Annotated in this window: 18 protein-coding genes; 8 read left to right on the top strand and 10 right to left on the bottom strand. The window is 55.9% G+C overall.

Annotated elements, in window-relative coordinates; all coding sequences use genetic code 11:
* Positions 1-57: 57 nt before the first annotated feature.
* The 5 genes from ACQKLP_RS20200 to hemH all read right to left on the bottom strand — a co-directional run bounded on the left by ACQKLP_RS20200 (position 58) and on the right by hemH (position 5,700).
* Positions 58-1,440 carry a methyltransferase RsmF C-terminal domain-like protein gene (locus ACQKLP_RS20200; protein WP_427324723.1) on the bottom strand — a complete coding sequence of 461 codons (1,383 nt, stop codon included), beginning with the start codon at positions 1,438-1,440 and terminating at the stop codon, positions 58-60.
* Positions 1,441-1,467: 27 nt separating this feature from the next.
* The gene (locus ACQKLP_RS20195; protein ID WP_427324722.1) at positions 1,468-3,039 is read right to left on the bottom strand and encodes an NAD(P)(+) transhydrogenase (Re/Si-specific) subunit beta; all 1,572 of its coding nucleotides are present in this window, start codon (positions 3,037-3,039) and stop codon (positions 1,468-1,470) included.
* 7 nt (positions 3,040-3,046) lie between these two features.
* The gene (locus tag ACQKLP_RS20190) at positions 3,047-3,355 is read right to left on the bottom strand and encodes an NAD(P) transhydrogenase subunit alpha (RefSeq protein ID WP_341840845.1); all 309 of its coding nucleotides are present in this window, start codon (positions 3,353-3,355) and stop codon (positions 3,047-3,049) included.
* A 29-nt stretch (positions 3,356-3,384) separates the two neighbouring features.
* Complete coding sequence (locus ACQKLP_RS20185; protein ID WP_427324721.1) at positions 3,385-4,518, bottom strand: Re/Si-specific NAD(P)(+) transhydrogenase subunit alpha; 1,134 nt, start codon at positions 4,516-4,518, stop codon at positions 3,385-3,387.
* Positions 4,519-4,656: 138 nt separating this feature from the next.
* A complete protein-coding gene (hemH, locus tag ACQKLP_RS20180; protein ID WP_427324720.1) occupies positions 4,657-5,700 on the bottom strand; it encodes a ferrochelatase in 1,044 nt (347 codons plus the stop codon).
* A 306-nt stretch (positions 5,701-6,006) separates the two neighbouring features.
* Between hemH and hemA the strand changes: the two genes are divergently transcribed.
* Genes hemA through hemL form a run of 7 tightly spaced genes read left to right on the top strand, consistent with a single transcriptional unit; the run spans position 6,007 to position 13,130 of the window.
* On the top strand, positions 6,007-7,260 hold the full coding sequence (gene hemA, locus ACQKLP_RS20175; RefSeq protein ID WP_427324719.1) for a glutamyl-tRNA reductase: 1,254 nt from the start codon (positions 6,007-6,009) through the stop codon (positions 7,258-7,260).
* Positions 7,261-7,273: 13 nt separating this feature from the next.
* On the top strand, positions 7,274-8,191 hold the full coding sequence (gene hemC / locus ACQKLP_RS20170; protein ID WP_427324718.1) for a hydroxymethylbilane synthase: 918 nt from the start codon (positions 7,274-7,276) through the stop codon (positions 8,189-8,191).
* Positions 8,175-8,897, top strand: a complete 723-nt coding sequence (locus tag ACQKLP_RS20165) for a uroporphyrinogen-III synthase (RefSeq protein ID WP_427324717.1) — start codon at positions 8,175-8,177, stop codon at positions 8,895-8,897. The genes hemC and ACQKLP_RS20165 overlap by 17 nt, the downstream gene beginning before the upstream one ends.
* Positions 8,894-9,922, top strand: a complete 1,029-nt coding sequence (gene hemE / locus ACQKLP_RS20160) for a uroporphyrinogen decarboxylase (RefSeq protein ID WP_427324716.1) — start codon at positions 8,894-8,896, stop codon at positions 9,920-9,922. The genes ACQKLP_RS20165 and hemE overlap by 4 nt, the downstream gene beginning before the upstream one ends.
* Complete coding sequence (hemF, locus tag ACQKLP_RS20155) at positions 9,915-10,829, top strand: oxygen-dependent coproporphyrinogen oxidase (RefSeq protein ID WP_427324715.1); 915 nt, start codon at positions 9,915-9,917, stop codon at positions 10,827-10,829. Before hemE ends, hemF begins: the two co-directional genes overlap by 8 nt.
* A gap of 26 nt (positions 10,830-10,855) precedes the next feature.
* Positions 10,856-11,827, top strand: coding sequence for a porphobilinogen synthase (hemB, locus tag ACQKLP_RS20150; protein ID WP_341840853.1), 972 nt, complete (start codon positions 10,856-10,858; stop codon positions 11,825-11,827).
* Positions 11,828-11,840: 13 nt separating this feature from the next.
* Complete coding sequence (gene hemL, locus ACQKLP_RS20145; RefSeq protein WP_427324714.1) at positions 11,841-13,130, top strand: glutamate-1-semialdehyde 2,1-aminomutase; 1,290 nt, start codon at positions 11,841-11,843, stop codon at positions 13,128-13,130.
* A 97-nt stretch (positions 13,131-13,227) separates the two neighbouring features.
* Here the strand turns inward: hemL and ACQKLP_RS20140 are convergent, their stop codons facing one another.
* Both ACQKLP_RS20140 and ACQKLP_RS20135 read right to left on the bottom strand, forming a co-directional pair.
* Positions 13,228-14,001: a dienelactone hydrolase family protein gene (locus ACQKLP_RS20140; RefSeq protein WP_427324713.1), complete on the bottom strand. Its 774-nt coding sequence runs from the start codon at positions 13,999-14,001 to the stop codon at positions 13,228-13,230.
* 70 nt (positions 14,002-14,071) lie between these two features.
* The gene (locus ACQKLP_RS20135) at positions 14,072-14,863 is read right to left on the bottom strand and encodes a hypothetical protein (protein WP_427324712.1); all 792 of its coding nucleotides are present in this window, start codon (positions 14,861-14,863) and stop codon (positions 14,072-14,074) included.
* Between the two features lie 172 nt (positions 14,864-15,035).
* On the opposite strand from ACQKLP_RS20135, the gene ACQKLP_RS20130 reads away from it, so the two are divergent.
* Positions 15,036-15,629 carry a DUF4142 domain-containing protein gene (locus tag ACQKLP_RS20130; RefSeq protein ID WP_427324710.1) on the top strand — a complete coding sequence of 198 codons (594 nt, stop codon included), beginning with the start codon at positions 15,036-15,038 and terminating at the stop codon, positions 15,627-15,629.
* A gap of 159 nt (positions 15,630-15,788) precedes the next feature.
* Here ACQKLP_RS20130 and ACQKLP_RS20125 read toward each other — a convergent pair whose 3' ends face one another.
* From ACQKLP_RS20125 to ACQKLP_RS20115, 3 genes are read right to left on the bottom strand one after another with little or no spacing between them, the layout of a single operon-like run.
* On the bottom strand, positions 15,789-16,991 hold the full coding sequence (locus tag ACQKLP_RS20125) for a hypothetical protein (RefSeq protein ID WP_427324709.1): 1,203 nt from the start codon (positions 16,989-16,991) through the stop codon (positions 15,789-15,791).
* Positions 16,988-20,665 carry a tail fiber domain-containing protein gene (locus ACQKLP_RS20120; protein ID WP_427324708.1) on the bottom strand — a complete coding sequence of 1,226 codons (3,678 nt, stop codon included), beginning with the start codon at positions 20,663-20,665 and terminating at the stop codon, positions 16,988-16,990. Before ACQKLP_RS20120 ends, ACQKLP_RS20125 begins: the two co-directional genes overlap by 4 nt.
* A gap of 7 nt (positions 20,666-20,672) precedes the next feature.
* A complete protein-coding gene (locus tag ACQKLP_RS20115) occupies positions 20,673-23,417 on the bottom strand; it encodes a tail fiber domain-containing protein (RefSeq protein ID WP_427324707.1) in 2,745 nt (914 codons plus the stop codon).
* Positions 23,418-23,420: the final 3 nt, after the last annotated feature.

Raw genomic sequence — 23,420 nt, 5'->3', positions numbered from 1 at the left:
AGTAAATATCCACGTGAATTATGCACATCCGTAAGAACGTTGCGAAGCCCGTCCATATTATGTTTCCGGCATACCGGATTTCAAAATGCGCATTTCTTTGGGATAGTAGTTATTGACACGGTTGGGAAGGATTTTCGCCCATCCCAGGTTCATCCCGCGAAATCGCATGAGCGCCCAGCCTTTGAGGGGCTCGCCGAGCCGGAGGTCTTCCCTGCGAAGATAATGCAATGCATCTTCCAAAGTTAGTTCCACACCGGGCAATTCCTGCGAAATGACCGTACTGAGCGCCAGCTGATGGTCGGGGATCAGTTCTTTCCCCGTGAGCTGGCCCGCTTTCACGCCCGCTTTCCGGATGTACAACTGTTGCAGCAGCGGCATATCTTCCGCCACGGCGGGCGACAGCAGCAGCACTTCCCCGTCGTGCAGCATCATGCGCACATCCGCACCAGGCTTGAGCCAGGGCAAAATACGCTCCGCATCTTTTTTCGCCAGCTCCGCGAATTTCTGTTTTCCTTTTTTCGGTGGAACGGCTTCGCCTGCTTTCCGGAAACAGGCGATGAAAAACCCTTCGCCCTTCACTTTATCGGGATAAAACCGGTACCCGGACGCTTTATGCACCGGCGATTCCGTGGCCACGATGTTCCATTCGGGCTGCAATTGTAACGGCAGCGAAACGAGTTGCCCGTGGTCCATCAGCCAATCGAGCAGCTGTTCATCTTCTTCGCGCGCATACGAGCACGTAGAGTAAATGAGCACGCCACCGGGTTTGAGGGCAGGGAGCGCATCGGCCAGGATCCTTTGCTGGCGCTGACTGCAGAGCATCACGTTGTCGTACGACCATTCGTTGACCGCCTCCGGATCGCGGCGGAAGAGGCCGGAGCCGGAGCAGGGCGCATCCACGACCATCAGGTCGAAAAATCCCTCCAGCCGCGAAAAATCCCGCGGGTCGTTGTTGGTGACCACTACGTCGGCAGTGCCCCACCTCGATAAATTATCCGCCAGCAGTGCGGCTCTCGGCCGGATGACCTCGTTGGAAACGAGTAAGCTCCCGGCCGGGAGCGCCGCCTGTATCAGCGTGCTTTTACCACCCGGTGCCGCGCAAAGATCGAGCGCTTTTAACGGTGTTGCCGCGGAAACCGTTTGCCGCAGGGCTTCTTCGAGGAACATCGACGAAGCTTCCTGCACGTAGTACGCGCCGGCATGGAACTGCGGGTCGAATGTAAAGGACGGGCGGGAGGAAAGATAGTAGCCGCCGCTGGCCCAGGGCACGCGCGTAGTTTCCAGCTGCGGAAAAACGGACGCAACGTCCTGCACCTTCTGCGGCTGCAAGCGCACGCTGGTGATCCTTTCCGGGGACTCATGCACCGCCAGGAAAGCGGCGGCATCGTATCCCGGAAGGCCTGTCAGTGTATCGATAAATGCCTGTGGTAATGCTGGCACGGAAATATTTTCCGCAAATGTAAAGATTTATAACGTCTTCACTTCCGCCACCAGCTGTTGCAGCACCGACTTGGCATCGCCGAAGAGCATGGAGGTTTTGGGCTGGAAGAACAGTTCGTTTTCGATGCCGGCGTATCCGGGCTTCATGCTGCGCTTGTTCACGATCACCATTTTGGCCAGTTCCACTTCCAGGATAGGCATGCCGTAAATCGGGCTGGAAGGATCGTTTTTGGCAGCGGGATTCACCACGTCGTTGGCGCCCAACACCAGTACCACGTCCGTATTCGGCATGGCGGCGTTGGCGGTCTCCATTTCCTCGAGTTTCTCGTACGGCACATCCGCTTCCGCGAGCAAAACGTTCATATGCCCGGGCATGCGGCCTGCCACGGGATGGATGGCGTAATTCACTTCCACCCCTTTTTCTTCCAGCAGTTTTTCCAGTTCGTGGCAAACGTGTTGCGCCTGCGCCACGGCGAGCCCGTATCCCGGTACGATCATCACTTTGCTGGCATACCGCATCATGACGGCCGCATCGGAAATCGTCACTTCCTTGTAATTGCCCTGCTCTTTCGGACCGCCGCCAGCGGAAGTTGCTTTTGCGCCGAAAGACCCGATCAGCACGTTCTTCAGCGACCGGTTCATGGCCTTGCACATGAGAATGGTGAGGATCGTGCCTGCGGAACCCACGAGAATTCCGCCGGTGAGCATCACGGGGTTGTTGTACAGGAACCCGCCGCAGGCCGCGGCCACGCCGGTAAACGAATTGAGCAGCGAAATCACGACGGGCATGTCCGCCCCGCCGATGGGCATTACGAACATGACGCCGTACACGATCGAGAGCGTGAGGGTAACATAAAACAGCGTATTGATCAACGTGGTGTCTGCCATGCTTTGCAGCTCGATGTTGGGGAACGGCCCTGCAGGCGGATGGGCCGTCCAGTTACCACTGCCGCCGCTGAACTGCTGGTGCACGTCTATCAGCAGCCATGCCCCGGCGATAACGATCGCTGCCAGGACGACGAGGTTCACGATATGCTGGCCGTTGAACGAAAAATCCTTCACCTTTCCGTTCAATTTCCCCCAGGCTACCATACTGCCGGCGAAAGAAACGGAACCGATGATGAGGCCCAGCAGGATTATGAGATACTTGCCGGCGGGGTTCCCGAAGCCTGGCCCGATGTTGATATCGCCATGCTGTGCGGCCTGGCCGATCGCGTCTTGTAGGAACTTACCGATGTTGAGGGTGATATGTCCGTTGGCGAGATGATCGAACTCCACGATGGAAATGAGCATCGCGCAGGCGCCGCCCATACCGTTGAAAAGGCTCACCATTTCGGGCATGGCGGTCATTTTCACTTTTTTTGCGGCCAGCACGCCGACAACGGAGCCGATGAAGAGCCCGCCGAATATCCAGCCAAAATTATGCAGCCGTTCCCCGTTTTCCTCGTACAGGAAAATGGTGCCGGCGATGGCGATGAACATGCCGGCCGCCGCTATGAGGTTGCCTTTGCGGGCGGAGGCGGGGTTGCTGAGCATCTTGAGGCCCACGATGAACGTGATGGAGCCGATGAGGTAAGCGAGCGTCAATAATCCGGACATAAGGAGCTTATTTCTTCTTTTTAAACATTTCCAGCATGCGATCGGTCACCACGAAACCACCTACCACGTTGAGCGTGCCGAGTATCACGGCGAGGAACCCCAGCACCAGGGCCAGCCAGTTGTCCGCCTCGGCCTTTCCCATCACGATGATGGCGCCGATGATCACCACGCCGTGAATGGCGTTGGCGCCGCTCATGAGCGGTGTGTGCAGAACGGACGGTACCCGAGAGATCACTTCGATCCCCAGGAAAATGGACAGTATCACGATGTATACCATCTCGATGTGGAGTTGCAGAAAATCCAGGATTGCGGTCATAATTCGGTCTGTTGGAATGGAATGAAATATCAGACGGCGGCGGGTTGCAGCTGTTTCACGCGCTCGTTCACCACCTGCCCTTCCCTGGCGATGCAGGCGCCCTGCACGATGTCGTCCGCAAAATCCGGCTGCCACTGCCCTTCTTTACCGATGAGCAGTTTCAGGAAATTCTGCATGTTTTTCGCGTAGAGCTTGCTCGCATCTGCAGGCGCCGTGCCGGCCAGGTCGGAATTGCCGATGATGGTGATACCGTTGTGGACGATGGTTTCCCCGTTTTTCGTCAGCCCCGTGTTCCCGCCTGTTGCCGCCGCCAGGTCGATAATGACGCTCCCCGGCCGCATGGCTTCCACCGCTGCCGTGGGCAACAGGATGGGCGCGGGCTTGCCGGGAATCTGGGCGGTGGTGATCACGATATCTGCTTTGGCCGCGCTTTCCGCGATGCGGGCCGCCTGCCGTTCTTTAAAATCTTCGGATTGTTCGACGGCATAACCGCCGGCTTTCGACGCGTCTGCCGCGCCTTCCACTTCGACGAACTTCGCGCCGAGGCTCATCACTTCTTCCTTCACGGCCGGCCGCGTATCGAACACTTCCACCACGGCGCCCAGCCTGCGCGCCGTAGCGATCGCCTGGAGGCCGGCCACGCCGGCGCCGAGGATGAGCACTTTGGCCGGCGGGATGCTGCCCGCGGCGGTCATGAACATGGGGAAATAGCGGCTATACGTGAAAGCGGCCAGCAGCACGGCTTTGTACCCTGCTATGTTTGCCTGGGAACTGAGCACGTCCATGCTTTGGGCGCGGGTGGTGCGGGGGATGGAATCGAGACTGAAAATGGTGAACTGCCTGCCGGCCAGTTGTTGCATGAGTGCGGGGTTGAACAGGGGCTGGAACACGCCGGCCCAGGTTTTTCCGGGCGGTACTTTTTCGATATCGGCCGCTTCCGGCGTACGGATCGTCAGCAGCACGTCTGCCCCTTTCAGGATATCCTCACGGGATTTGAGGGCTGCCCCGGCTTCGCGGTAACCGCTGTCCGGGTAAAACGCCGCAGCCCCTGCGCCTTCCTCCACCCAAACTTCCACCTGTTGCTGAACAAGTTGCTTCACGACTTCCGGAACGAGCGATACCCTGTTTTCACCTGATTTTTCTTTGAGAACGGCCAAGATCATCGGGTTGGAATTTAGCTGATGGAATTTAGTGAAAAAATCCGGTCCGGCCGAAATAAATCTCTCCATCAACCATCCGTACCCGCACAAAAAAAGCCGGCGCATACACGCCGGCTTTCGTTTCTATCTTTTTCAAGGTTTTTAAACCATGACCGTTTCCATTTTTTCGCGGCACAGGATGCCGAGGGCTTTCACCCATTCGGGATGTGTGTTCACGCAGGGGATCATCGTGAAAGAATCGCCGCCCGACTCGATGAAGGTATGTTTCCCTTCCACCGCGATCTCTTCCAGCGTTTCCAGGCAGTCGGACACGAACGCCGGGCAAGCCACCAGCAGCTTTTTCACGCCTTCTTTCGGCAGCGAGCGCAGCCGCTCGTCGGTATACGGCCGGATCCACTCTTCCCTCCCGAGGCGGCTTTGGAACGAAACGCTCCATTTTTCCCTTGGGATGCCCAGTTCCTTCGCAACCAGTTCCGCCGTAACGGTCACCTGGTGGCGGTAACACTGCTTATGCGCGCGGGAATCCACATGGCAGCAGTCGTTCACCTTCAGGCAATGCCCGCCCGTAACGTCGCCTTTACGTATATGCCTTACCGGTACTCCGTGATAGCTAAAGAGGAGATGGTCGAAATCCTGTTCCACATACGGCCGCATGCTTTCCGCAACGGCGTGGATGTAGTCGGGATGGCGGTAAAACGGCTCTACGATCTTCAATTCGAAGGGATACTTTTTCCTGCGGTAGATTTCCTTCGCGTATTCCGCCGCGGTCTCGAAGCTGCTCATCGCGTAGTGCGGGTACAGCGGCACGAGGATGACGTTCTTCACGCCGGGATGTTCTTTCACGATCTTGTTGAAAGTGAATTCCGGGGAAGGGTTGCCATATCGCATGGTGATCTCTACCGGCATTTCGAGATCGTGCTGGAGCGCTTTCTGGAGTTGCTGGGTGAGCACGATGAGCGGCGAGCCCTCTTTCCACCAGATACTCTTATAAGCTTCGGCGCTCTTTTCCGCGCGTTTCGGAACGATGACGCCGCCCACGAGGATCTTGCGCATCAGCCAGGGGTAATCGATCACCCGTTTGTCCATCAAAAATTCGAGGAGGTATTTCTTCACGTCCGGAACGGCGGTGGAATCCGGCGATCCGAGGTTCATGAGCACGATTGCGGTATCAGATATTGCGACCATATAACTTGTCAAATTCCTGCAAAAGTAAGTGCTTTTACAGGGAACTTCCACATGATCTGTCATTAAATTGTTAGATTCGTTTTGATGGAACCGGCCACGGATGCCGACTTTACTATGACATCCATCATGGCTCTACGTCATGCGATTGTTACAATGCGGCAGCAGAACGGTGTTCAGCCACCTGATCAAAATCATTTTTTCGCAGCAGCATTCACCATAGGGAGAAATGACATACCGGTGACAGCCCCTGACGTGGTTTTGAAGGGTATGACAGTATTTTTGCACCCGGAAGCTTTTAAGAAAATCATGCAGGTCAATCAGCCTAAAGACATATCGAATTTTCATATCGTTGGGATCAACTATAAGAAAACTGACGCTGCGATCCGGGGACTTTTTGCCATAAACCAGGACCAATACCAGCAACTTTTACAGGCGGCGCAGTCTGCCGGCATGAACGATCTGTTCGTGCTCTCCACTTGCAACCGCACGGAGGTTTACGGATTCGCGCCGGACCCGGCGGTGCTCATGCGCCTCCTTTGCGACGCCGCCAACGGCAACCCGCAGGTATTTGCGCAGATGGCATACGTCAAATCGGGGGAAGGCGCCGTCCGGCATCTGTACCAGGTGGGCACGGGGCTCGACAGCCAGATCCTCGGCGACTATGAGATCATCGGCCAGATCAAGGGCGCAGCCAAGTTTGCGAAAGCGAACGGATGTGTGGGCACTTTCCTGGAAAGACTGGTGAACAGCGTGCTGCAGGTTTCCAAGCTCATCAAGAACGAAACCGGCCTCAGCTCCGGCACCGTTTCGGTGGCATTTGCCGCCGTCCGGCTCCTGGAAGCCAAAGTGGCCGACATCCAAAACAAGAACATCGTATTGCTCGGTGTGGGCAAAATCGGCCGCAACACCTGCAAGAACATGATGGAATACCTGGGCGTGCGCAACATCACGCTCATCAACCGGACTACGGCCGTGGCGGAAGATTTCGCCGGGAAGCACGGGTTGCGGTACGCTCCTTTCGAGCAAATGGACGAATCGCTCCGCGCGGCAGACGTGATTTTGGTGGCCACCAACGCCCCCCAGCCCACGATCCTCCGCAAACATATGGAAGGTACGGCATCCAAACTGGTGGTAGACCTTTCCATTCCCTTCAACGTTGCTCCAGACGTGCGCGAGCTTTCCCATGTCGAAGTCGTGAACGTAGACGATCTCGGCAAGATCCAGGACGAAACCCTCGCCCGCCGGCTCAACGAAGTTCCCAAAGCCATCTCCATTATCGAGGAGCACATGGAAGAATTCCTCTACTGGCACAAAATGCGCAAGCATGCCGTGGTACTCAAAGCGGTCAAGGAAAAACTCACCGAAATCCATGCCCGCGAGATCAAGGAACAGAAAAACGGCGCACATTATAACCTGGAAGACATCGAGGAAGTTTCTTCCCGCATCATCCAGAAAATGATCAATCTCATGGCCGGAAAGGTGCGCAAGGAAACTGAAAAAGGCGATATGTACATCGCCATGATCAGTGAAATATTCGAGACCGGCGCAAACCAGGAATAAAACAATGGACAATATGATCCGAATAGGCACACGGGATAGCCAACTCGCCATGTGGCAGGCTAACCTGGTGAAAGATTTATTGACACAAAACGGCCACGCCGTAGCGCTCGTCCCCATCAAAAGCGAAGGCGACATCGACCTGGTAACGCCCCTTTACGAGATCGGCGTCCAGGGCATTTTCACCAAAACGCTCGACATCGCGCTGCTTTCCGGCAAAATCGACGTAGCCGTCCATTCTTTCAAAGACGTGCCCACCCAGCTGCCCCAGGGGCTGGTCAACGCCGCCATCCTGGAGCGCGGGCCGGTGAAGGACCTGCTCGTCCATAAAGGCAGCACCGCTTTCCTCGACGATCCCGCATCCACCGCCAACATCGCTACCAGCAGCATCCGCCGCAGGGCGCAATGGCTCCGCCGGTACCCCCATCACCAACTCCACAACCTCCGCGGCAACGTCATCAAACGCCTGGAAAAGCTCGCCGCCGAGAACTGGGACGGCGCCATTTTCGCCGCCGCAGGGCTGGAGCGGATCAACGTCCGCCCCGAAAACTCGCTGGAGCTCGACTGGATGATCCCCGCACCTGCGCAGGGCGCCATCGTGGCCGCCTGCAGGGAAGATAACACGGCAGTCCGCGAAGCCCTGGCTCCGCTGCACCATATAGATACCGCCATTTGCACCGGCGAAGAGCGCGCTTTCCTGCGCACGCTCCTCGGCGGCTGCACCACGCCTATCAGCGCTTTCGCCTACATCAGCGACGGCGAACTGTTTTTCGAAGGCAGCCTTTGCAATCTCGACGGCAGCCGGTCGCTCCTGGCCTCCCGCCGCGTCGCCGTTTCGGCGGCCGCAGGTACCGGGCACGATGCTGCGCTCGACATCATTTCCCAGGGCGGAGACGCCATCATCCAGGAAATCAAACATGCCCAACAGCGATAAATACCGCATATTAAGCACCAAATCCCTCCAGGAATCGCTGCGCCAGGCAGCCGCAGCACGCGGCATCGCCCTGGTAGACCAGCCTTTCATCGACATCCTGCCGGTACGCACGCCCCAACTGGATGCGCGGCTGCAGGAAATCGCACTCGGGGGAGAGGTACTTGTTTTCACCAGTCCGAATACGGTAAAATCCGTGACCGGGTATTGGGATAACGGCATGAAACAGCGGATTTACTGCCTCGGCGGCGCCACGCTCGAAGTGGTACTGGCCGAAATCCCCGGTGCAGAAGTGCTGGCGACGGCAGCCAGTTCCCTAGAACTGGCGAAGCGGATCGTATCGGACGCCTCCATCGGAAAAGTGGTGTTCCTTTGCGGGAACATCCGCCGGAACGAGCTGCCCGAGCACCTTTCCGCCCACCAGATCGGCGTGGAGGAACTGGTCGTTTATCATACCGTGGAAACGCCCGCTTTGCTGGGCGAGCGGTACGACGGGGTACTGTTTTTCAGTCCCAGCAGCGTCCGCAGCTTTTTCCAGCGGAATGCGCCTGACGGGGAGACCGTTTATTTCGCCATCGGCGAAACGACGGGCGCTTCCGTGCAGGAAATTACCGGCCGGCAGCCGGTCATCGGTGCGGAGGCTTCGGTTCCCGCGCTGGTGCAGACAGCCATCGATTATTTTGACAACATCAATAATAGCAACGAATGAACGGATTACAGAACGACCTGCTGCTGAAGGCCCTTTCGGGCAGCCCGGTACCCCGCCCCCCGGTATGGATGATGCGCCAGGCCGGCCGCTTTTTGCCTGACTATATTAAGCTCCGTGATAAATATTCCTTCTTCGAGCGTTGCCAGACGCCCGAACTGGCCACCGAGATCACCGTGATGCCGGTAGACCAGGTAGGGGTAGACGCGGCCATTATCTTCTCCGACATCCTCGTGGTGCCGCAGGCGATGGGCATGGAAGTGCAGCTCGTGGAAAAAGTGGGCCCCCTCCTCCCCCAGCCTATCAAATCGGCAGCAGACCTTAACCGCATTCATATCCCCGACGTGAACGACAGCCTGCATTACGTGATGGACGCCCTGCGCCTCACCAAGCAGACGCTGGCCGGCCGCGTGCCCCTCATCGGCTTCGCCGGCGCCCCCTGGACGCTGCTTTGCTACATGGTACAGGGCAAGGGCTCCAAAACCTTCGACGAGGCCAAGGCTTTCTGCTACACCCAACCCGAAGTAGCGCACGAACTGCTGAACCGCATCACCGAAACCACCATCGCCTACCTGAAAGCGCAGGTGGAAGCGGGTGCAGACGTGGTACAGATTTTCGATTCGTGGGGCGGACTGCTGAGCCCGGACGATTTCGAGACCTTCTCGCTCCGGTACATCCGCCGCATCGTGGCCGCATTACAGGGCGTTGCCCCCGTGATCGTGTTCGCCAAAGGCGCCTGGTTCGCGCTGGAAGAAATGGCCGCCACCGGCGCGCAGGGCCTCGGCCTCGACTGGTGCATCAAACCTGCACTGGCCCGCCAGTTTGCCGGTCCTGCCGTAACTTTGCAAGGCAACTTCGACCCCGCGCAGCTCATGAAGCCCATCCCGGAAATCCAGAAATCCGTGAAAGCCATGATCGACGCGTTCGGGCCGCAGCGCTACATCGCCAACCTGGGTCACGGCATTTTGCCGAACATCCCGGTAGATCACGCCAAAGCATTCATCGAAGCCGTTAAGAACTATGCATAATATTTCCGTAAAAGACCGGTTCGTCCCTTTCATCCACCAGCTGCAGAACGAGATCTGCGCTGCGCTGGAGCAGGCAGACGGGAAAGCGAAGTTCCGTGAAGACCGCTGGGAGCGGCCGGAAGGCGGCGGGGGCATTACCCGCGTCATCTCCGGCGGCAACGTTTTCCAGAAAGGCGGCGTGAACACTTCGGTCGTAAGCGGGAAACTGCCGCCCGTTATGGCACAGCAGTTCAAAGTGCCGGACAACAGCAGCTTCCTGGCGGCGGGCCTTTCGCTCGTGATCCATCCCGAAAACCCTTACGTGCCCACGGTGCATGCCAACTGGCGGTATTTTGAGCTGTACGGGGAAGACGGATCGGTGCGGGATATGTGGTTCGGCGGAGGGGCAGACCTCACGCCGTATTACCTTGCCGAAGAAGACGGCGTTCATTTTCACCGTACCTTCAAGGAGGCCTGTGGCGGATATTACGAACAATACAAGCGCCAGTGCGACGAATACTTCGTCAACAAGCACCGGAACAACGAGGCCCGCGGGATCGGCGGCGTGTTTTACGACTACCTTCGTCCATCGGCGGAGCGTACGGCCGAAGATCTGCTGCAGTTCCAGTTTTCCAACGGCAATGCGTTCATATCTTCCTACCTGCCCATCGTAGAAAAACGGAAAACCGCTCCCTACGGCGAAGCGCAGGTGGAGTGGCAGGAATACCGGCGCGGCCGGTACGTGGAATTCAACCTGATCCACGACCGGGGCACGCTGTTCGGGCTCAAGACCAACGGCAGGATCGAATCGATCCTCATGAGCCTCCCCGCCCGCGCGCGCTGGGAATACGATTACCACCCGGCGCCCGGCAGCCCGGAAGCGGAACTGCTGGAATACCTCAAGCCGCGGGAATGGGTAAAACCGTAACAGACGAACTTTAAAATATTTCAGTGATGATCAGAAGAAACAGAATTTTGCGCACCTCCCCCGCCATCCGTGCGATGGTAGCGGAAACCATTTTGACCCCGGCCAATTTCATCGCCCCGCTGTTCGTGGTGGAAGGTAAAGGCGTGAAGGAAGAGATCGCGTCCATGCCCGGATATTTCCGTCATTCCCTCGACGGCACCGTGCAGGAAGCGAAGGAATTGTGGGCCATGGGCATCCGGAGCGTGCTGCTGTTCATTAAATGTGCGGATGAACTGAAAGACAACAAGGGCACCGAAGCCCTGAACCCCGACGGGCTCATGCAGCGCGCCATCAAAGCCGTGAAAGACGCCGTTCCCGGAATGGTAGTGATGACGGACGTTGCGCTGGACCCTTTCTCCATTTATGGCCACGACGGCATCGTGGAAGGGGAAGAGATCGTGAACGACGCTACAGTGGAAGTGCTGGCGCAGATGAGCCTGAGCCATGCGCAGGCCGGCGCGGATTTTGTGGCGCCCAGCGATATGATGGACGGGCGTATTGGCGCCATCCGCGACATCCTCGAAGAAAACAACTTCACCAAAACCGGCATCATGGCCTATAGCGCCAAATACGCCAGCTGCTTCTACGGTCCTTTCCGCGACGCGCTGGATTCCGCGCCCGGTTTCGGCGACAAGAAAACATACCAGATGGATTATGCCAACGCCCGCGAAGCCCTCCGCGAAACGCTGATGGACGTAGACGAAGGCGCCGATATCGTGATGGTGAAACCCGCCATGGCGTATCTCGACATTATCCGCCTGATCAAAGACAGCGTAACCGTTCCCGTGAGCGCCTACCATGTATCCGGCGAATACGCCATGATCAAGGCGGCCGCGAAAATGGGATGGATCAATGAAGAAAAGGCCATCCTGGAAAGCCTCACCAGCATCAGGCGGGCCGGGGCCGACCTCATCGCCACGTACTTCGCCAAAGATGCGGTACGCCTGTTAAACCAATAAAAACCCTGCAAAGATGTTTACAAAGAGCCAAGCATTATTCGAAAAGGCCGGCAAATCGATCCCCGGCGGCGTGAATTCTCCCGTGCGCGCATTCCGCAGCGTGGGCGGCACGCCCGTGTTCATGCAGCACGCGAAAGGCGCGTATATGTACGACGTAGACGGCAACCGCTATGTGGATTACATCAATTCCTGGGGCCCCATGATCCTCGGCCATGCCTATGAGCCCGTGGTGAAAGCCATCCAGGAACATGCCACGTTCAGCACGTCTTTCGGCGCGCCCACCGAGCTGGAAGTGACCGTGGCCGAGCTGATCGTAAGCATGGTGCCCAATATCGACATGGTGCGCATGGTGAACTCCGGCACGGAAGCCTGTATGAGCGCCCTGCGCCTTGCACGCGGGTTCACCGGCCGTAATAAGGTCATCAAGTTCGAAGGGAATTACCATGGGCATGCAGACTCGTTCCTCGTAAGCGCAGGCAGCGGCGTGGCTACCCTCGGTATTCAGTCCGTTCCCGGCGTTACGGCGGCTGTGGCGGAAGATACCCTCAGCGTCCCTTACAACAACCTCCCGGCGGTGGAGCAACTCGTCGCCGAAAATCCCGACCAGATCGCCGCCATCATCGTAGAGCCCGTTGCGGGCAACATGGGCTGCATTCTGCCACAACCGGGATTCCTGGAAGGATTGCGCGCGATCTGCGATAAAAACGGCATCCTTTTCATCATGGATGAAGTGATGACCGGCTTCCGCCTCGCCAGGGGCGGCGCGCAGGAGCTGTTCAACATCAAGGCCGACATCGTGACCTTCGGCAAGATCATCGGCGGCGGTATGCCCGTTGGCGCCTTCGCCGGCAAGCGCGAGATCATGGAACACATCGCCCCCGCGGGCAAAGTGTACCAGGCCGGTACCCTCAGCGGCAATCCCATCGCCATGATCGCGGGGTATACGCTCCTGAAAACGCTCAACGATCACCCGAACATCTATACCCAGCTGGAAGAAAAAACCAATGCGCTGGTAAGCGGTCTGCGCGAAGCGTTGGGCGCAGCCGGCGTCGTTCACCAGGTCAACCATATCGGTTCCATGATGAGCGTGCATTTCGCGGAATATCCCATCGTGGATTTCACTTCCGCTTCAGGCGCCAACAACGAACTGTTCCGCCGTTTCTTCCACGCCATGCTGGAAAGGGGCGTGTACCTGCCGCCTTCCGCGTTCGAAAGCTGGTTCATCAGCCACGCCCTCGGCCAGGAAGACATCGATTTCACCATCGATGCCGCCAAAGCGGCGATGCAGGCCATCAAAGCATAAAAAAAACAGCCCGGAGCGCCATGCCCCGGGCCTGTTCATACATCGTTAACGATCAATCCGGTATTGTGAGAGTGGAGCTGCCTTCGGGCAGCTTTTTTTATTTCAGCTGGTGGGAAAACAGCCACGGCAGCAATCCGGGCTCGGCAAAGGCACTGTCCCAGCTATTGTGGCCTACGCCGGGGTATTCCGTGTATTTCACGTCGGCACCTTTTTCCTTTAATATTTCGTAGAATTTCCGGCTGGAAAACGGCGGCACCACTTTATCGTCGGCCCCGTGGAAGATCCAGACCGCCGTGTTTTTGGCGTACCGCTTGGCCAGCTTTTCGTTGCCCGCGCCGCAAATGGGGAACGCGGCGGCGAAGCGCCTCGGGAATCGGGAAAGCATATCGAAAGTTCCCATGCCGCCCATCGATAGCCCGCCGACGTATACCCGTTTGGTATCCACGCTACCGGAGGCGATCAGGCTGTCGATCAACTGGTACAGCAAACGGGACGGCGCCGTTGGCGGAAGCGACGTGGGTACGCTGAAAACGCGGTTGCCTTCGGCGTCTTGCGACGTCATTACCGGCGCCCACATGGCATTGTCTGCGCATTGCGGGAATACGACGAATGCGGGAAACTGCTGGCGCAGGGAGTCGTTAAGGAAAAACCGGCCGCCGTTGACCAGTTGCTTTTCATTATCGGCCCCACGCTCGCCGATGCCATGCATGAAAATGATGAGCGGATATACTTTCGCGGCGTTGTAACCTGCCGGCGGGAGGAACCGGTACGGCAGGGTTTCCGTTCCGCGCGTGAACCAGCGGGCCTCGTAGCCCTGGGCGCCTGCGAACAACGGAATGATCATCAACAAGGATAGTAAAATTCGTTTCATATCATCAAGATAAGCAATTACCGGGCCTTTTTGCGGATGTTAACAATTGGGGCACGCAAGCGGATAAACGTTAAGGTTTCTCCCGGTGCTCCCAATAAAACCCGCGGACCTGGCTGAACATGAGCTGGCTGAAACTTTCCAGCGTTTCGATGCTGATCTCGCGGAAACGGTTGCGGTAGCGAAGGGCGAAGTAAACGGAGCCGAGCGTCGGGTATTTGACGTCTTCGTACGCCAGTTTGACCTCGCGCCCGGCATTGAGCCGGAAACCTTTAAAGCCCCCGCGGTAATACTCATATCTTTCCAGCAGCTGCCTGCCGGATTCATCGAACCGGTACATAAACTCCCCACCGTACATGGCCACATCGGCAGGCTGCAGCGCGGGCAACAGGTAAATGGAAATGCTGCGGTCGCCATTGATACGGATAAACTTGTTCATCCGCACGTACGAACGCCCCAGCATGAGGCCCGCATATTTGTAAGACGAGCGTATGCAGCGGGACACCGCATGCAGCATGGCCGTATCCGGCCTGGGCTCGTTAACGGCTTCGATGGAATCTGAACGATTGATGCGGAAATGCAGCGCCAGGTCGTACGCCGTATCCTGGAACTTGCCGTAGGCGCCGTACCAGAGGCTGTCGCGCCCCTTGTATACGAACCACTCCTTCCCCGTGCGCTGCAACAGGTCCATATCCGCGTGGGTCACGGTGTCGGAAAGGCGCCAGGCGGCACTGTCGTATTCGATCAGCCATTCGGCCGTTCGCACATGCGCCGAAAACTCCGCCACCGGGAACGACGGCTTGTCTGCCAGCCCGTCGACATGCAAATGCACCAGCAGAAAGGCCAGGTATTTCCAGAGTATCATAGGACAGGGTCGTTAATTCCTACTTCAAATATATAAAATTTAATAATACATAGAACAGATCAGACATTCCGGGAAGCAAACTCCACACTTTTCCGCAAAGATGGGTTAACAGCAGGCCGAATCCGTATGGCACAGAATTTTCGATATAGTACCTGAACCCAATCCTGCAAATATGAAAAGAATGATGGTATACCTGCTTCCGTTCGCGATGGGCTTCGCAGCCTGCAACAACGGTGGCATGCAAAACAACAGCGACACCACGCTGCCTTCGGACACGGGCATCACCGAAGGAATGGCAAAAGACGTAAACCGCGATGTATTACCGGCAGATTCGGTGCGCGACGATTCCAAAAACCTCGTGAAAGCCGCTGAAGACGGCCTGTTCGAAGTAAGGATCTCTACCGACGCGCAATCGAAGGCCAGTTCCGCATCCGTGAAAACACTGGCCAAACACATGCAGCAGTCGCACGAGAAGATCAATAATGAATTGAAGGCACTTGCCGCTCAGAAAAGCATCGTAACGCCGACGGCCATCAGCGATGGTCAGTCGAAAGACATCAGCGACATCATGGAAAAGAGCGGAAAGGATTTTGATAAGGCATATGTGGACAAGCTCGAATCGGCACATAAAGACGCGATAGACTTATTCGAAAAGATGTCGGAAAAGGCAGAAGACCCGGATATCAAGGCATTCTTTACCAAGCACTTGCCCGAGCTTCGTACACACCTGGACATGGTGATGAAAGAGAAAGACAAATTGAAGTAATTCCATCTCTTCTTCAAGGGTGGCCTACCTCAGAGCCTGAGATACAAACCTTTAGGAAAATACCTGATCCGGGTAATGCCGGCGAAGGGAATGGAGAGATTGGATAAGGGACCGGTCATATTGATCGGCCCCTTTTTTTTATGCGGAATAGTTACGGTCTCAAGGTCCCGGCGGGCGGATTTCCACCCTGAAGGTGCGCGTGGCGCCGGCCGGTATGGTGACGGATGTGGAGGTGGCGGCGGTAAGCAGGCGGTCTTCGACCAGCACTTCATTGGAGAAAATGTGGAGCCTGGCATTGGAGGCGCCCTGGAATGTAAAGGTCAGCACTGTATTGGTATTTGCCGCGAAATTAACAGGACTGTTCAGGTTGGCTGAACTGGCCCCATACGCTACGTTCCCTGTTACAGTTGTAAAATTGGCGATGGTGATGGTCCGCGAATCCGGGAAGCGGCAAATGTTCCCGACCGTCTGAACGTTCCGGGTGGTATACAGGAGGTTCAGTTGTGCTTCTGTAGCCGTTTCCAGCTGCGTGGTATCGTTGTTGTAGACTTCGCACCCCATCAGTGCTTCGTTTCCGGCGTTTTTACCGGCGAGATAGAGTTCGTGGATGCCGGCCGTCAGCGTGATGGGGAAAATATGCCATACCCTGTAGGATTCTTCTGTGTAGGGGTTCAAGTCGTTCCGGGCAAAATCCGCTCCGTCGATCTGAAGCCGGAAGTAATTATCAGCCGCCACTCCGATGTAATATTTCCCTGCTACGGGCGCATAGAAACGGCCTCTCGTATAAACCCATTCGGTACCGAGCCCCGCCACGTCATTTCCCCAGATACCCGACCGGTTCAGCGGGCCGTAGAAGCCGGCCGCCATGAGCGACATGGCGGCGGTAGTATCGCCATTCGCGGCCAGGGCCTGGTTCGGCGGAAGCGTGGTGCAAGCGGCCGATTGATCGCGCCAGGTCGTGTTCGTTGATCCGAACATCCGGCGCTGGAATGCCTGCAGGTTGGTGGAAAAACTGGAATACAAAAACGCGCTGCAGGAAGTGTATTCCTTCAACGGAACATTGCCCGCCTGCATGTATTGCGGCCCGTGGCAGGGGATGTTCGTTTCCAGCGGTACGATCTCCGATTCCCAGGGCATTCGCCCCGCTTGTGCCGGTAAAAACCGTTCTTCCAATACCAACCAGGTTTTCGAGTTGGCGGTGTTGATGGAAAGATTGTCGTTGGGGATGGTGGTCCCGGTTTTCTGCGTGTACGTTTTATCCGTCACTTTCGTGCGGATGTACTGGTTGGTGACGAGGCGGTTCTGGGCATGGAGCGCGCCTGTCATCAGTAATGCGATCATCAAAACGAGCCCTTTCTTCATTTTCCTGCTTTTTGCTGTTTCAAAATATTTTCCATCGCAGCCTCCAGCTTTATGAGCCGGTCTGCCAGCGCTTTATTTTCTGCGGAGAGCTGTTCTTTTTCCGCTTTCAGTTCCTGTACCGCTTTCACAAGGAGCCCTACGGTGCTGGCCTGATCTACGCCATTGCGGCCCGGCGTGGCCATTTCATCGGGCACTTCGTCTGCGATGAAACCGATATTGCGGTGGCCGGTGCTGTCTGCCTTAAAGCGGAAAGTGCGCACCTGCGCTTTGCCGAGCACATCCAGCGCGGAAACGGAGAACGGCTGGATATCTTTCTTGAGGCTGCGGAGGGAGGATTGGTAGAATGCCGTGGCGGTAGCGGAACCGGACAACGTGAGGTTGCCGGCGCCGGTGAGAGAGGCGATGTTAGTGGCGCCGCCGTACCATTTGAAACCGGTAGCGGCAGTGGCAGTTGAGAACCACACGTTATTCGACTCCAGGCCAAAAGCATAGTCGACAGAATTGGCCGAAAGTGCGGGATTAAAAACAATTTTCGTTCCGGCAGACCGCGTCGTAAAAGTAGGCACGCCCAAGCCGCTGCTATATGTCAATATATTACTCGTCCCGTTATTCAGCAATAATGTTCCTCCGTTATAGCTCATCTGCAGCTTTCCCACATCGAGCAGTCCGCCTTTCGGTATAATATGCACATTGCCGCTATCGCTGGCGATCTGCATATCGACGTTGGAGATGCCGCCTTTTCCCACATATCCGTATCTGCGGTTCGCATAATCGTAAAAACCCAGCCAGGAATAGAAATTGGGACCGGGTTCGGAGCCGATGATGCGGGAACCGTTGCCTGAATGCACTTGTCCGGGCATGATCACATTTCCGTTGGAACGATTTACCGACATCGCGAGCGTCGGGACCGTACCGGCGTCATCATATCGCCAGAGATGGAAATCGCCTCCCGTTCCTGCGCTTTCCGTGTTATTCAATCCCATTCCCCATCGTAGGAGGTCGTTCGAGTTATGCAGCCTGAATGCCGCATACCCTTGCCCTATTTTGCTGATGAGGGCGGCATTGGTCTTGACGTGGTCTGTCAGCCAGAGGCTTCCCGTTTGCGCGGAAGAAAACTGGTTTTTCACGTAGCTGCCTGCTGCAGAGGCTTCCGTCAGGATCAGGCTGTTATTGATGCGGCCTTCGGTTTGGGTGAGGTAAGTGGTGGCTGCCGTAGGGCCTGCAGAATTGTAAATCGCGATTTTCGAGGCAGCCTGAACTGGTTTGTTGAAATAATGTCCTTCACGGTCTGTCACATAGTGCGCAAATGTAGGGTTCAATACACCCAGCTGAAGGTTTCCATGCGGAGAGGTGATCTTCAGGTTGGGACCGTCTCCTTTGGACAGGCGTACGGAATCATCGTCCAGGTACAGTTCGGTGGGCCGGCCGGTGGCGAGATTTTGCGGTACATTATCCGTCCAGGAAGAAGCACTGGCAATCTTGAAATCGAAATAACCCAGGTACCAGGAAGTGGCCTGAATCGGGCCGTCGAGATAAAAATAACAAAGGGTATTGAAGTCGCCTGCATTCCCCGCGGCATACACGTGGATGTAATCTTCCCATTTGCCCGTGCCCTTATTGCTAGTTAACCAGTAATTATAAGAATTCGTTCCGAATGCGTTCGCCGCGGGCATCAGCGTGTATCCGACGGGAATATTCGCTTTTATTCGCGTCACGTACACCTTGTTTTCCGAAGAGCCGTAGTTCAGCCTGATCCCGCCCAGCCCAGGCAGAATGTTGTTGGGCGAAGCGCCAGGCGTAGATGTCACTTTCAGGTAATAGCCAGACGTATTGGGCACCGCCGCGTTCAGCACGGCGTTGCTTCTTTCGATCGTAATGGCGTTGCTTCCGCCCACATTATTGTAAATATTGAGCCCGTTCCAGCCTCTCCTGAACTCGGGGTCGATCGTCACTGACGCTCCGCCCATGCTGTTCCAGAACTGGTTGATGGTATTGTTTTCGGGGTTGGGGGAAAATCCGTTCTGTAGCAACACACCACCAAATCTCGCCTGGCCTCTCACCTGCAATCCGCTGGTGCTATCGTCTTCTGAAGGGTTATTGACCAATAGCCGTTGAATGATTTTCGTCGGCGAATTATCGGCGTTATGGATAACGAAAGTATTGTTGACGGAAGAGCCATATCCAATATATCCCCTCTCCGAATTATCACTGTTCCTGAACCGGATGAAAAGATCGCCCGCGGTGGCGGCGGCTTTCTTGATAGTGAGGTTTTCTCCGTTTCGGACGGACACGAAACCCCGGTCTGTCACGCTTTGCAGATCGTCGCCGGAGGCGGGCATGCCCAGGAACCCTCTGACGGACGCGGCATCGAGTGCCCGGATATAGTTATCGTTACTGCCGAATATTTTGGTAGGGGTCATCGTCTGGACGGGTGCGCTCGTATTGAAATAAGTGGCGAACAGCTGGCCGGTGATGTTTCGCTGCGCGATGGTGCTGACGGTTGCATTGATATCCGGCGCCATTCCATCGAGCAAATCGGCGTCCAGCCCGGATCCCAGGCCATCGTTGCCGCTATGCCAAAGCTTGAATTTAGTTGTACCGTTGTTGCCGGAATACATGGGCCCTGTGCCGTTGAAAGGAATATAGAATAGCTTCCGCAGCGAATCCACCCCGTTAAAAACGGTCAGGGTGAGCGAGGTCTGATCGATGCCGAGCCCCATCGATCCCGTATAATTCACGCCGGAAAGGTTGCGCATGAGGAAATAGTTGAGCGAAGTAGATACGCCCGGCTCTCCGAGCTGTATGCTGTTCACCGCTTTGTTACCGTTGGAGAGAACGCCCGCCAGCGAAATCGTGTCTTTGGCGGCACCGATATCAGCCGGTGTCAGGTTCCTCGTGGTGAGCCCGGTAATATGGCCGCTGGCGTTGGTGGTGAAACTCTGCGGCACCATGGCATTCGAGAACGTCTGACTGAAGGCGCTTCCGGGAACGTGGGTACTGTCGTTCAGTACGTTCCGCCCCAGGAAGGTCATCCTGTCTTTCCCGAGCGACAGCACATTCGTGGGTATATTCGCTGATTTGGCGCGGAAAATCCAGCCTTCCTGTCCGTTATCGTTCGATTCAAAGATCATATTCCCGGCGGGCGTATCCTGTAAAGATTCCACGAAAATCCGCCAGTAGTCTGTATTATAGATCCATATCAGGCCGTTGGACGGGTTGGCGCCAACGCTGTTGAACCGGATGTCGTAAGGCGTAAAATTCCCTTTCCGCGTTACACTTGCCAGTGTGGTAGCGGAATCCGGTGGGTTCACCGGGGCATAGATCCCATTTACGATACCGCGTTTTACATACTGGAGGCTGTCGCCCACACGATAAATCGTATCGATCCCTCCCACCCCGCTCATCTGCGACAGATCGATCGTATCCTGGCCGGCGATCGCGAGTTTGGAACCGCCGATCTGCACGAGGTCGATCTTCCGGAACTCCGTGCGGCCATTGCTTTTGTTGTAAAGATACCCGGATACGCCGCGGGTACGGTTTTCAATGATCAGCTCCGCGGTATCGCAAACGTTGTAGATACGGACACTGTCTGCCCGGATCTGGTATACGTGTTGGGCATGGGCAGTTGTAACTACGCCCGAAATCAATGCGATAAATGCCAGTAGTTTCTTCATAGTCTTTTTACTTTTTTGCGTTCGTTTGCAGCAACTCTTCGATAGCTTTCAGTCTTGCTTCCAGTTCATTGTAACGCAACTTCATTTTCATTTCCATCTCTGCTTTCTCTGCTGTCATTCTCGCTTCCATCGCATCTTTGTCTGCCTTCAATTCCTGTATGGCTTTTACGAGCAGGCCCACCACGTTCGCCTGGTTAACGCCATTACGGGTGGGCGTGGCTATTTCATCCGGCACTTCGTCTGCGATGAAGCCGATGTTCCGGTAGCCGGTGCTGTCTGTTTTAAAGATGAACGAGCGCACGGGGGCTTTGCCAAGCACGTCCAGGGCGGATGCCGAAAATGGCCGGATGTCTTTCTTGAGGCTGCGGAGGGAGGATTGGTAGAACGCCGTGGCGGTGGCAGTGCCGGACAAAGTCAGGTTACCTGTACCTGTCAGCGAAGCGACGTTGGTGGAACCCGCGTACCATTTGAAGCCGGTACCGGCCGTGGAAGTGGAAAACCATATGTTGTTCGTTTCCATACCGATGGCATAATCTACCGTAGTAGGCCCGTACGAAGGGGAAAGGATGATCCTGGTGCCGATGCTCCGGGTGTTCACCACCGGAGCGCCGACACCTTGTGCAGGGAAAAGGATGTTGTTGGCGGCACCGTGCTTCATGGCGAAGGTGCCGCCGTTGTAGCTCAGCTCCACATTACCGACGTTCAGGAAATTGCCGCCTTTCGGAAGGATGTGAACATTACCGCTATCGCTTGAAATTTGCATGTCGACTGCGTTCAACGTTCCTTTCCCGACATATCCATACCTCCTGGTATTCGTACTATCATAAAACCCGAACCAGGATAAAAAATCGTTCCCGCCACGATCTCCCATAACACGGCTGCTATTTCCTGCCGAAACCCTCCCGGGCATCCAGATATGACCAGTCGCACGGTTCATCGTCATCGCATATTTGGGATTGTTTCCTGCATCGCTGTATCTCCAGATATGCAGGTCGCCGCCCGCATCTGCACCGGTTTCGTTGTTATTGAGGCCGATACCGAACCTTAAAACATCTGCCGAGTTATGAATCCGGATACTGGCGTTGCCATTTGCCAGCTTGGTGATCAGGGACGCATCGGTTTTCAGCGTTCCCTTCAACCATAAATTGCCGGTTTGAGACGAATCCACCTGTTTCATTATGTAAGCCCCGCTGGCGGAGGCTTCCGTCAGGATCGGGCTGTTGTTGATGCGGCCTTCGGTTTGGGTGAGATAGGTGGTACTGGAAGTAACCGGCCCGTTGTTGTAGATGGCCAGCTTGTCTGTTGCCACTACCGGTTTGGTGAACACGAAATTCTGCCGGTCTGTGGCAAAATGCATGTGGGTGGTATTCTGCGGCCCTGCATCGAGATAACCGAAAGGAGTGGTGATACGCAGGCTGTGCTGCGCCCCTTTTGTGAGGCGGGTAGAATCGTCTTCCAGGTACAGCTTTGTGGGCCGGCCGGTTGTTAAGTTTTGCGGTATATTTTCGGCCCAGGATGATCCCGATGAAACTTTGAAATCGTAATAACCCAGGTACCAGGTTGTCGTTTGCAACGGCCCCACCAGGCTATAATATGCTATGGTAGAAAAAGCGCTGCCTGCGGCGCTGGAACCCGAAACATACAGCTGGATGTAATCTTCCCATTTCCCGGTCCCTGCGGTGCTGGTCAGCCAAACAGACGAAGAGTTGGCGCCGAAAAGATTGTGGTTGGCGAAAATCTGGTACCCTACAGGGATCAGTGCACGGAAACGCGTCACGTACACCGTGTTTTCCTTCGTAGGATATTGCAACATTACGCCTCCCAGCGCGGGCGACACGGTTGCCTCCGTAGGGTCTGTTGTAGTGATGCGCAGATAATATCCCGAAGTATTGGGCACTTTTTCCGTCAGCACGTCATTTGTCCGGGTAATGGTTACTGCATTGCTCCCACTAATGTTATTATAGACCGCCAATCCGTTGTTACCTCTCCTGAACTCTGGGTCTTCGCTGACGTTGGCGCCTCCCATGGCATTCCAAAGCAGGTTGATAGTATTGTTTTCCGGGTTAACGGCCGTGGGCAGATGAACCAGGTTCCCACGAAGTACGGACCTCGTGCGGTTCATCGTTAAAACATCCGTGGCCATTCCGGGAGATTTGCTCCGGAAGATCCATCCTTCGTCCCCATTGTCGTTCGATTCAAAAATCATGTTCCCTGAAGGCGTGTCCTGCGGAGATTCTACATGGATCCTCCAGGTATCAGTGTTATATCCCCATTGCAATCCGTTGGAAGGATTGCCGGCGGGATTGTTGAATATGATATCATGCGTAGTTGTGTTGCCTTTTCCGGTGACGCCCTGCAATTTGAGCACAGAGTCTGGCGGGGCGAGCGGGGCGAAAATTTCCGTCGCGATCCCCCGTTTTACAAACCGGATATTATCTCCCACACGATAAATCGTATCGATCCCTCCCACCCCGCTCATCTGCGACAGATCGATCGTATCCTGGCCGGCGATCGCCAGTTTGGAACCGCCGATCTGCACGAGGTCGATCTTCCGGAACTCCGTGCGGCCATTGCTTTTGTTGTAAAGATACCCGGATACGCCGCGGGTACGGTTTTCAATGATCAGCTCCGCGGTATCGCAGACGTTGTAGATACGGACGCTGTCTGCCCGGATCTGGTATACGTGTTGGGCACGGGCGACGGGGAGCAGCCCGAAAAACGAAACAATGAATAAAATGATTGGAATTCTCATGAC

Source organism: Chitinophaga sp. NPDC101104, from assembly GCF_050277495.1.
GTDB lineage: Bacteria > Bacteroidota > Bacteroidia > Chitinophagales > Chitinophagaceae > Chitinophaga.
Note: the sequence above shows the minus strand (reverse complement) of the source record. Positions and strands in the feature narration are given on the sequence as shown.

What these genes read in the sequence shown, in the direction of transcription:
- ACQKLP_RS20130 (WP_427324710.1), top strand. Translation starts at nt 15,036, where the DNA reads ATGAAAAGAATGATGGTATACCTGCTTCCGTTCGCGATGGGCTTCGCA.
- hemF (WP_427324715.1), top strand. Translation starts at nt 9,915, where the DNA reads ATGCATAATATTTCCGTAAAAGACCGGTTCGTCCCTTTCATCCACCAG.
- hemC (WP_427324718.1), top strand. Translation starts at nt 7,274, where the DNA reads ATGATCCGAATAGGCACACGGGATAGCCAACTCGCCATGTGGCAGGCT.
- hemH (WP_427324720.1), bottom strand. Translation starts at nt 5,700, where the DNA reads ATGGTCGCAATATCTGATACCGCAATCGTGCTCATGAACCTCGGATCG.
- hemE (WP_427324716.1), top strand. Translation starts at nt 8,894, where the DNA reads ATGAACGGATTACAGAACGACCTGCTGCTGAAGGCCCTTTCGGGCAGC.
- ACQKLP_RS20125 (WP_427324709.1), bottom strand. Translation starts at nt 16,991, where the DNA reads ATGAAGAAAGGGCTCGTTTTGATGATCGCATTACTGATGACAGGCGCG.
- ACQKLP_RS20185 (WP_427324721.1), bottom strand. Translation starts at nt 4,518, where the DNA reads ATGATCTTGGCCGTTCTCAAAGAAAAATCAGGTGAAAACAGGGTATCG.
- hemL (WP_427324714.1), top strand. Translation starts at nt 11,841, where the DNA reads ATGTTTACAAAGAGCCAAGCATTATTCGAAAAGGCCGGCAAATCGATC.
- hemA (WP_427324719.1), top strand. Translation starts at nt 6,007, where the DNA reads ATGCAGGTCAATCAGCCTAAAGACATATCGAATTTTCATATCGTTGGG.
- ACQKLP_RS20140 (WP_427324713.1), bottom strand. Translation starts at nt 14,001, where the DNA reads ATGAAACGAATTTTACTATCCTTGTTGATGATCATTCCGTTGTTCGCA.
- ACQKLP_RS20190 (WP_341840845.1), bottom strand. Translation starts at nt 3,355, where the DNA reads ATGACCGCAATCCTGGATTTTCTGCAACTCCACATCGAGATGGTATAC.
- ACQKLP_RS20195 (WP_427324722.1), bottom strand. Translation starts at nt 3,039, where the DNA reads ATGTCCGGATTATTGACGCTCGCTTACCTCATCGGCTCCATCACGTTC.
- ACQKLP_RS20115 (WP_427324707.1), bottom strand. Translation starts at nt 23,417, where the DNA reads ATGAGAATTCCAATCATTTTATTCATTGTTTCGTTTTTCGGGCTGCTC.
- ACQKLP_RS20120 (WP_427324708.1), bottom strand. Translation starts at nt 20,665, where the DNA reads ATGAAGAAACTACTGGCATTTATCGCATTGATTTCGGGCGTAGTTACA.
- hemB (WP_341840853.1), top strand. Translation starts at nt 10,856, where the DNA reads ATGATCAGAAGAAACAGAATTTTGCGCACCTCCCCCGCCATCCGTGCG.
- ACQKLP_RS20135 (WP_427324712.1), bottom strand. Translation starts at nt 14,863, where the DNA reads ATGATACTCTGGAAATACCTGGCCTTTCTGCTGGTGCATTTGCATGTC.
- ACQKLP_RS20165 (WP_427324717.1), top strand. Translation starts at nt 8,175, where the DNA reads ATGCCCAACAGCGATAAATACCGCATATTAAGCACCAAATCCCTCCAG.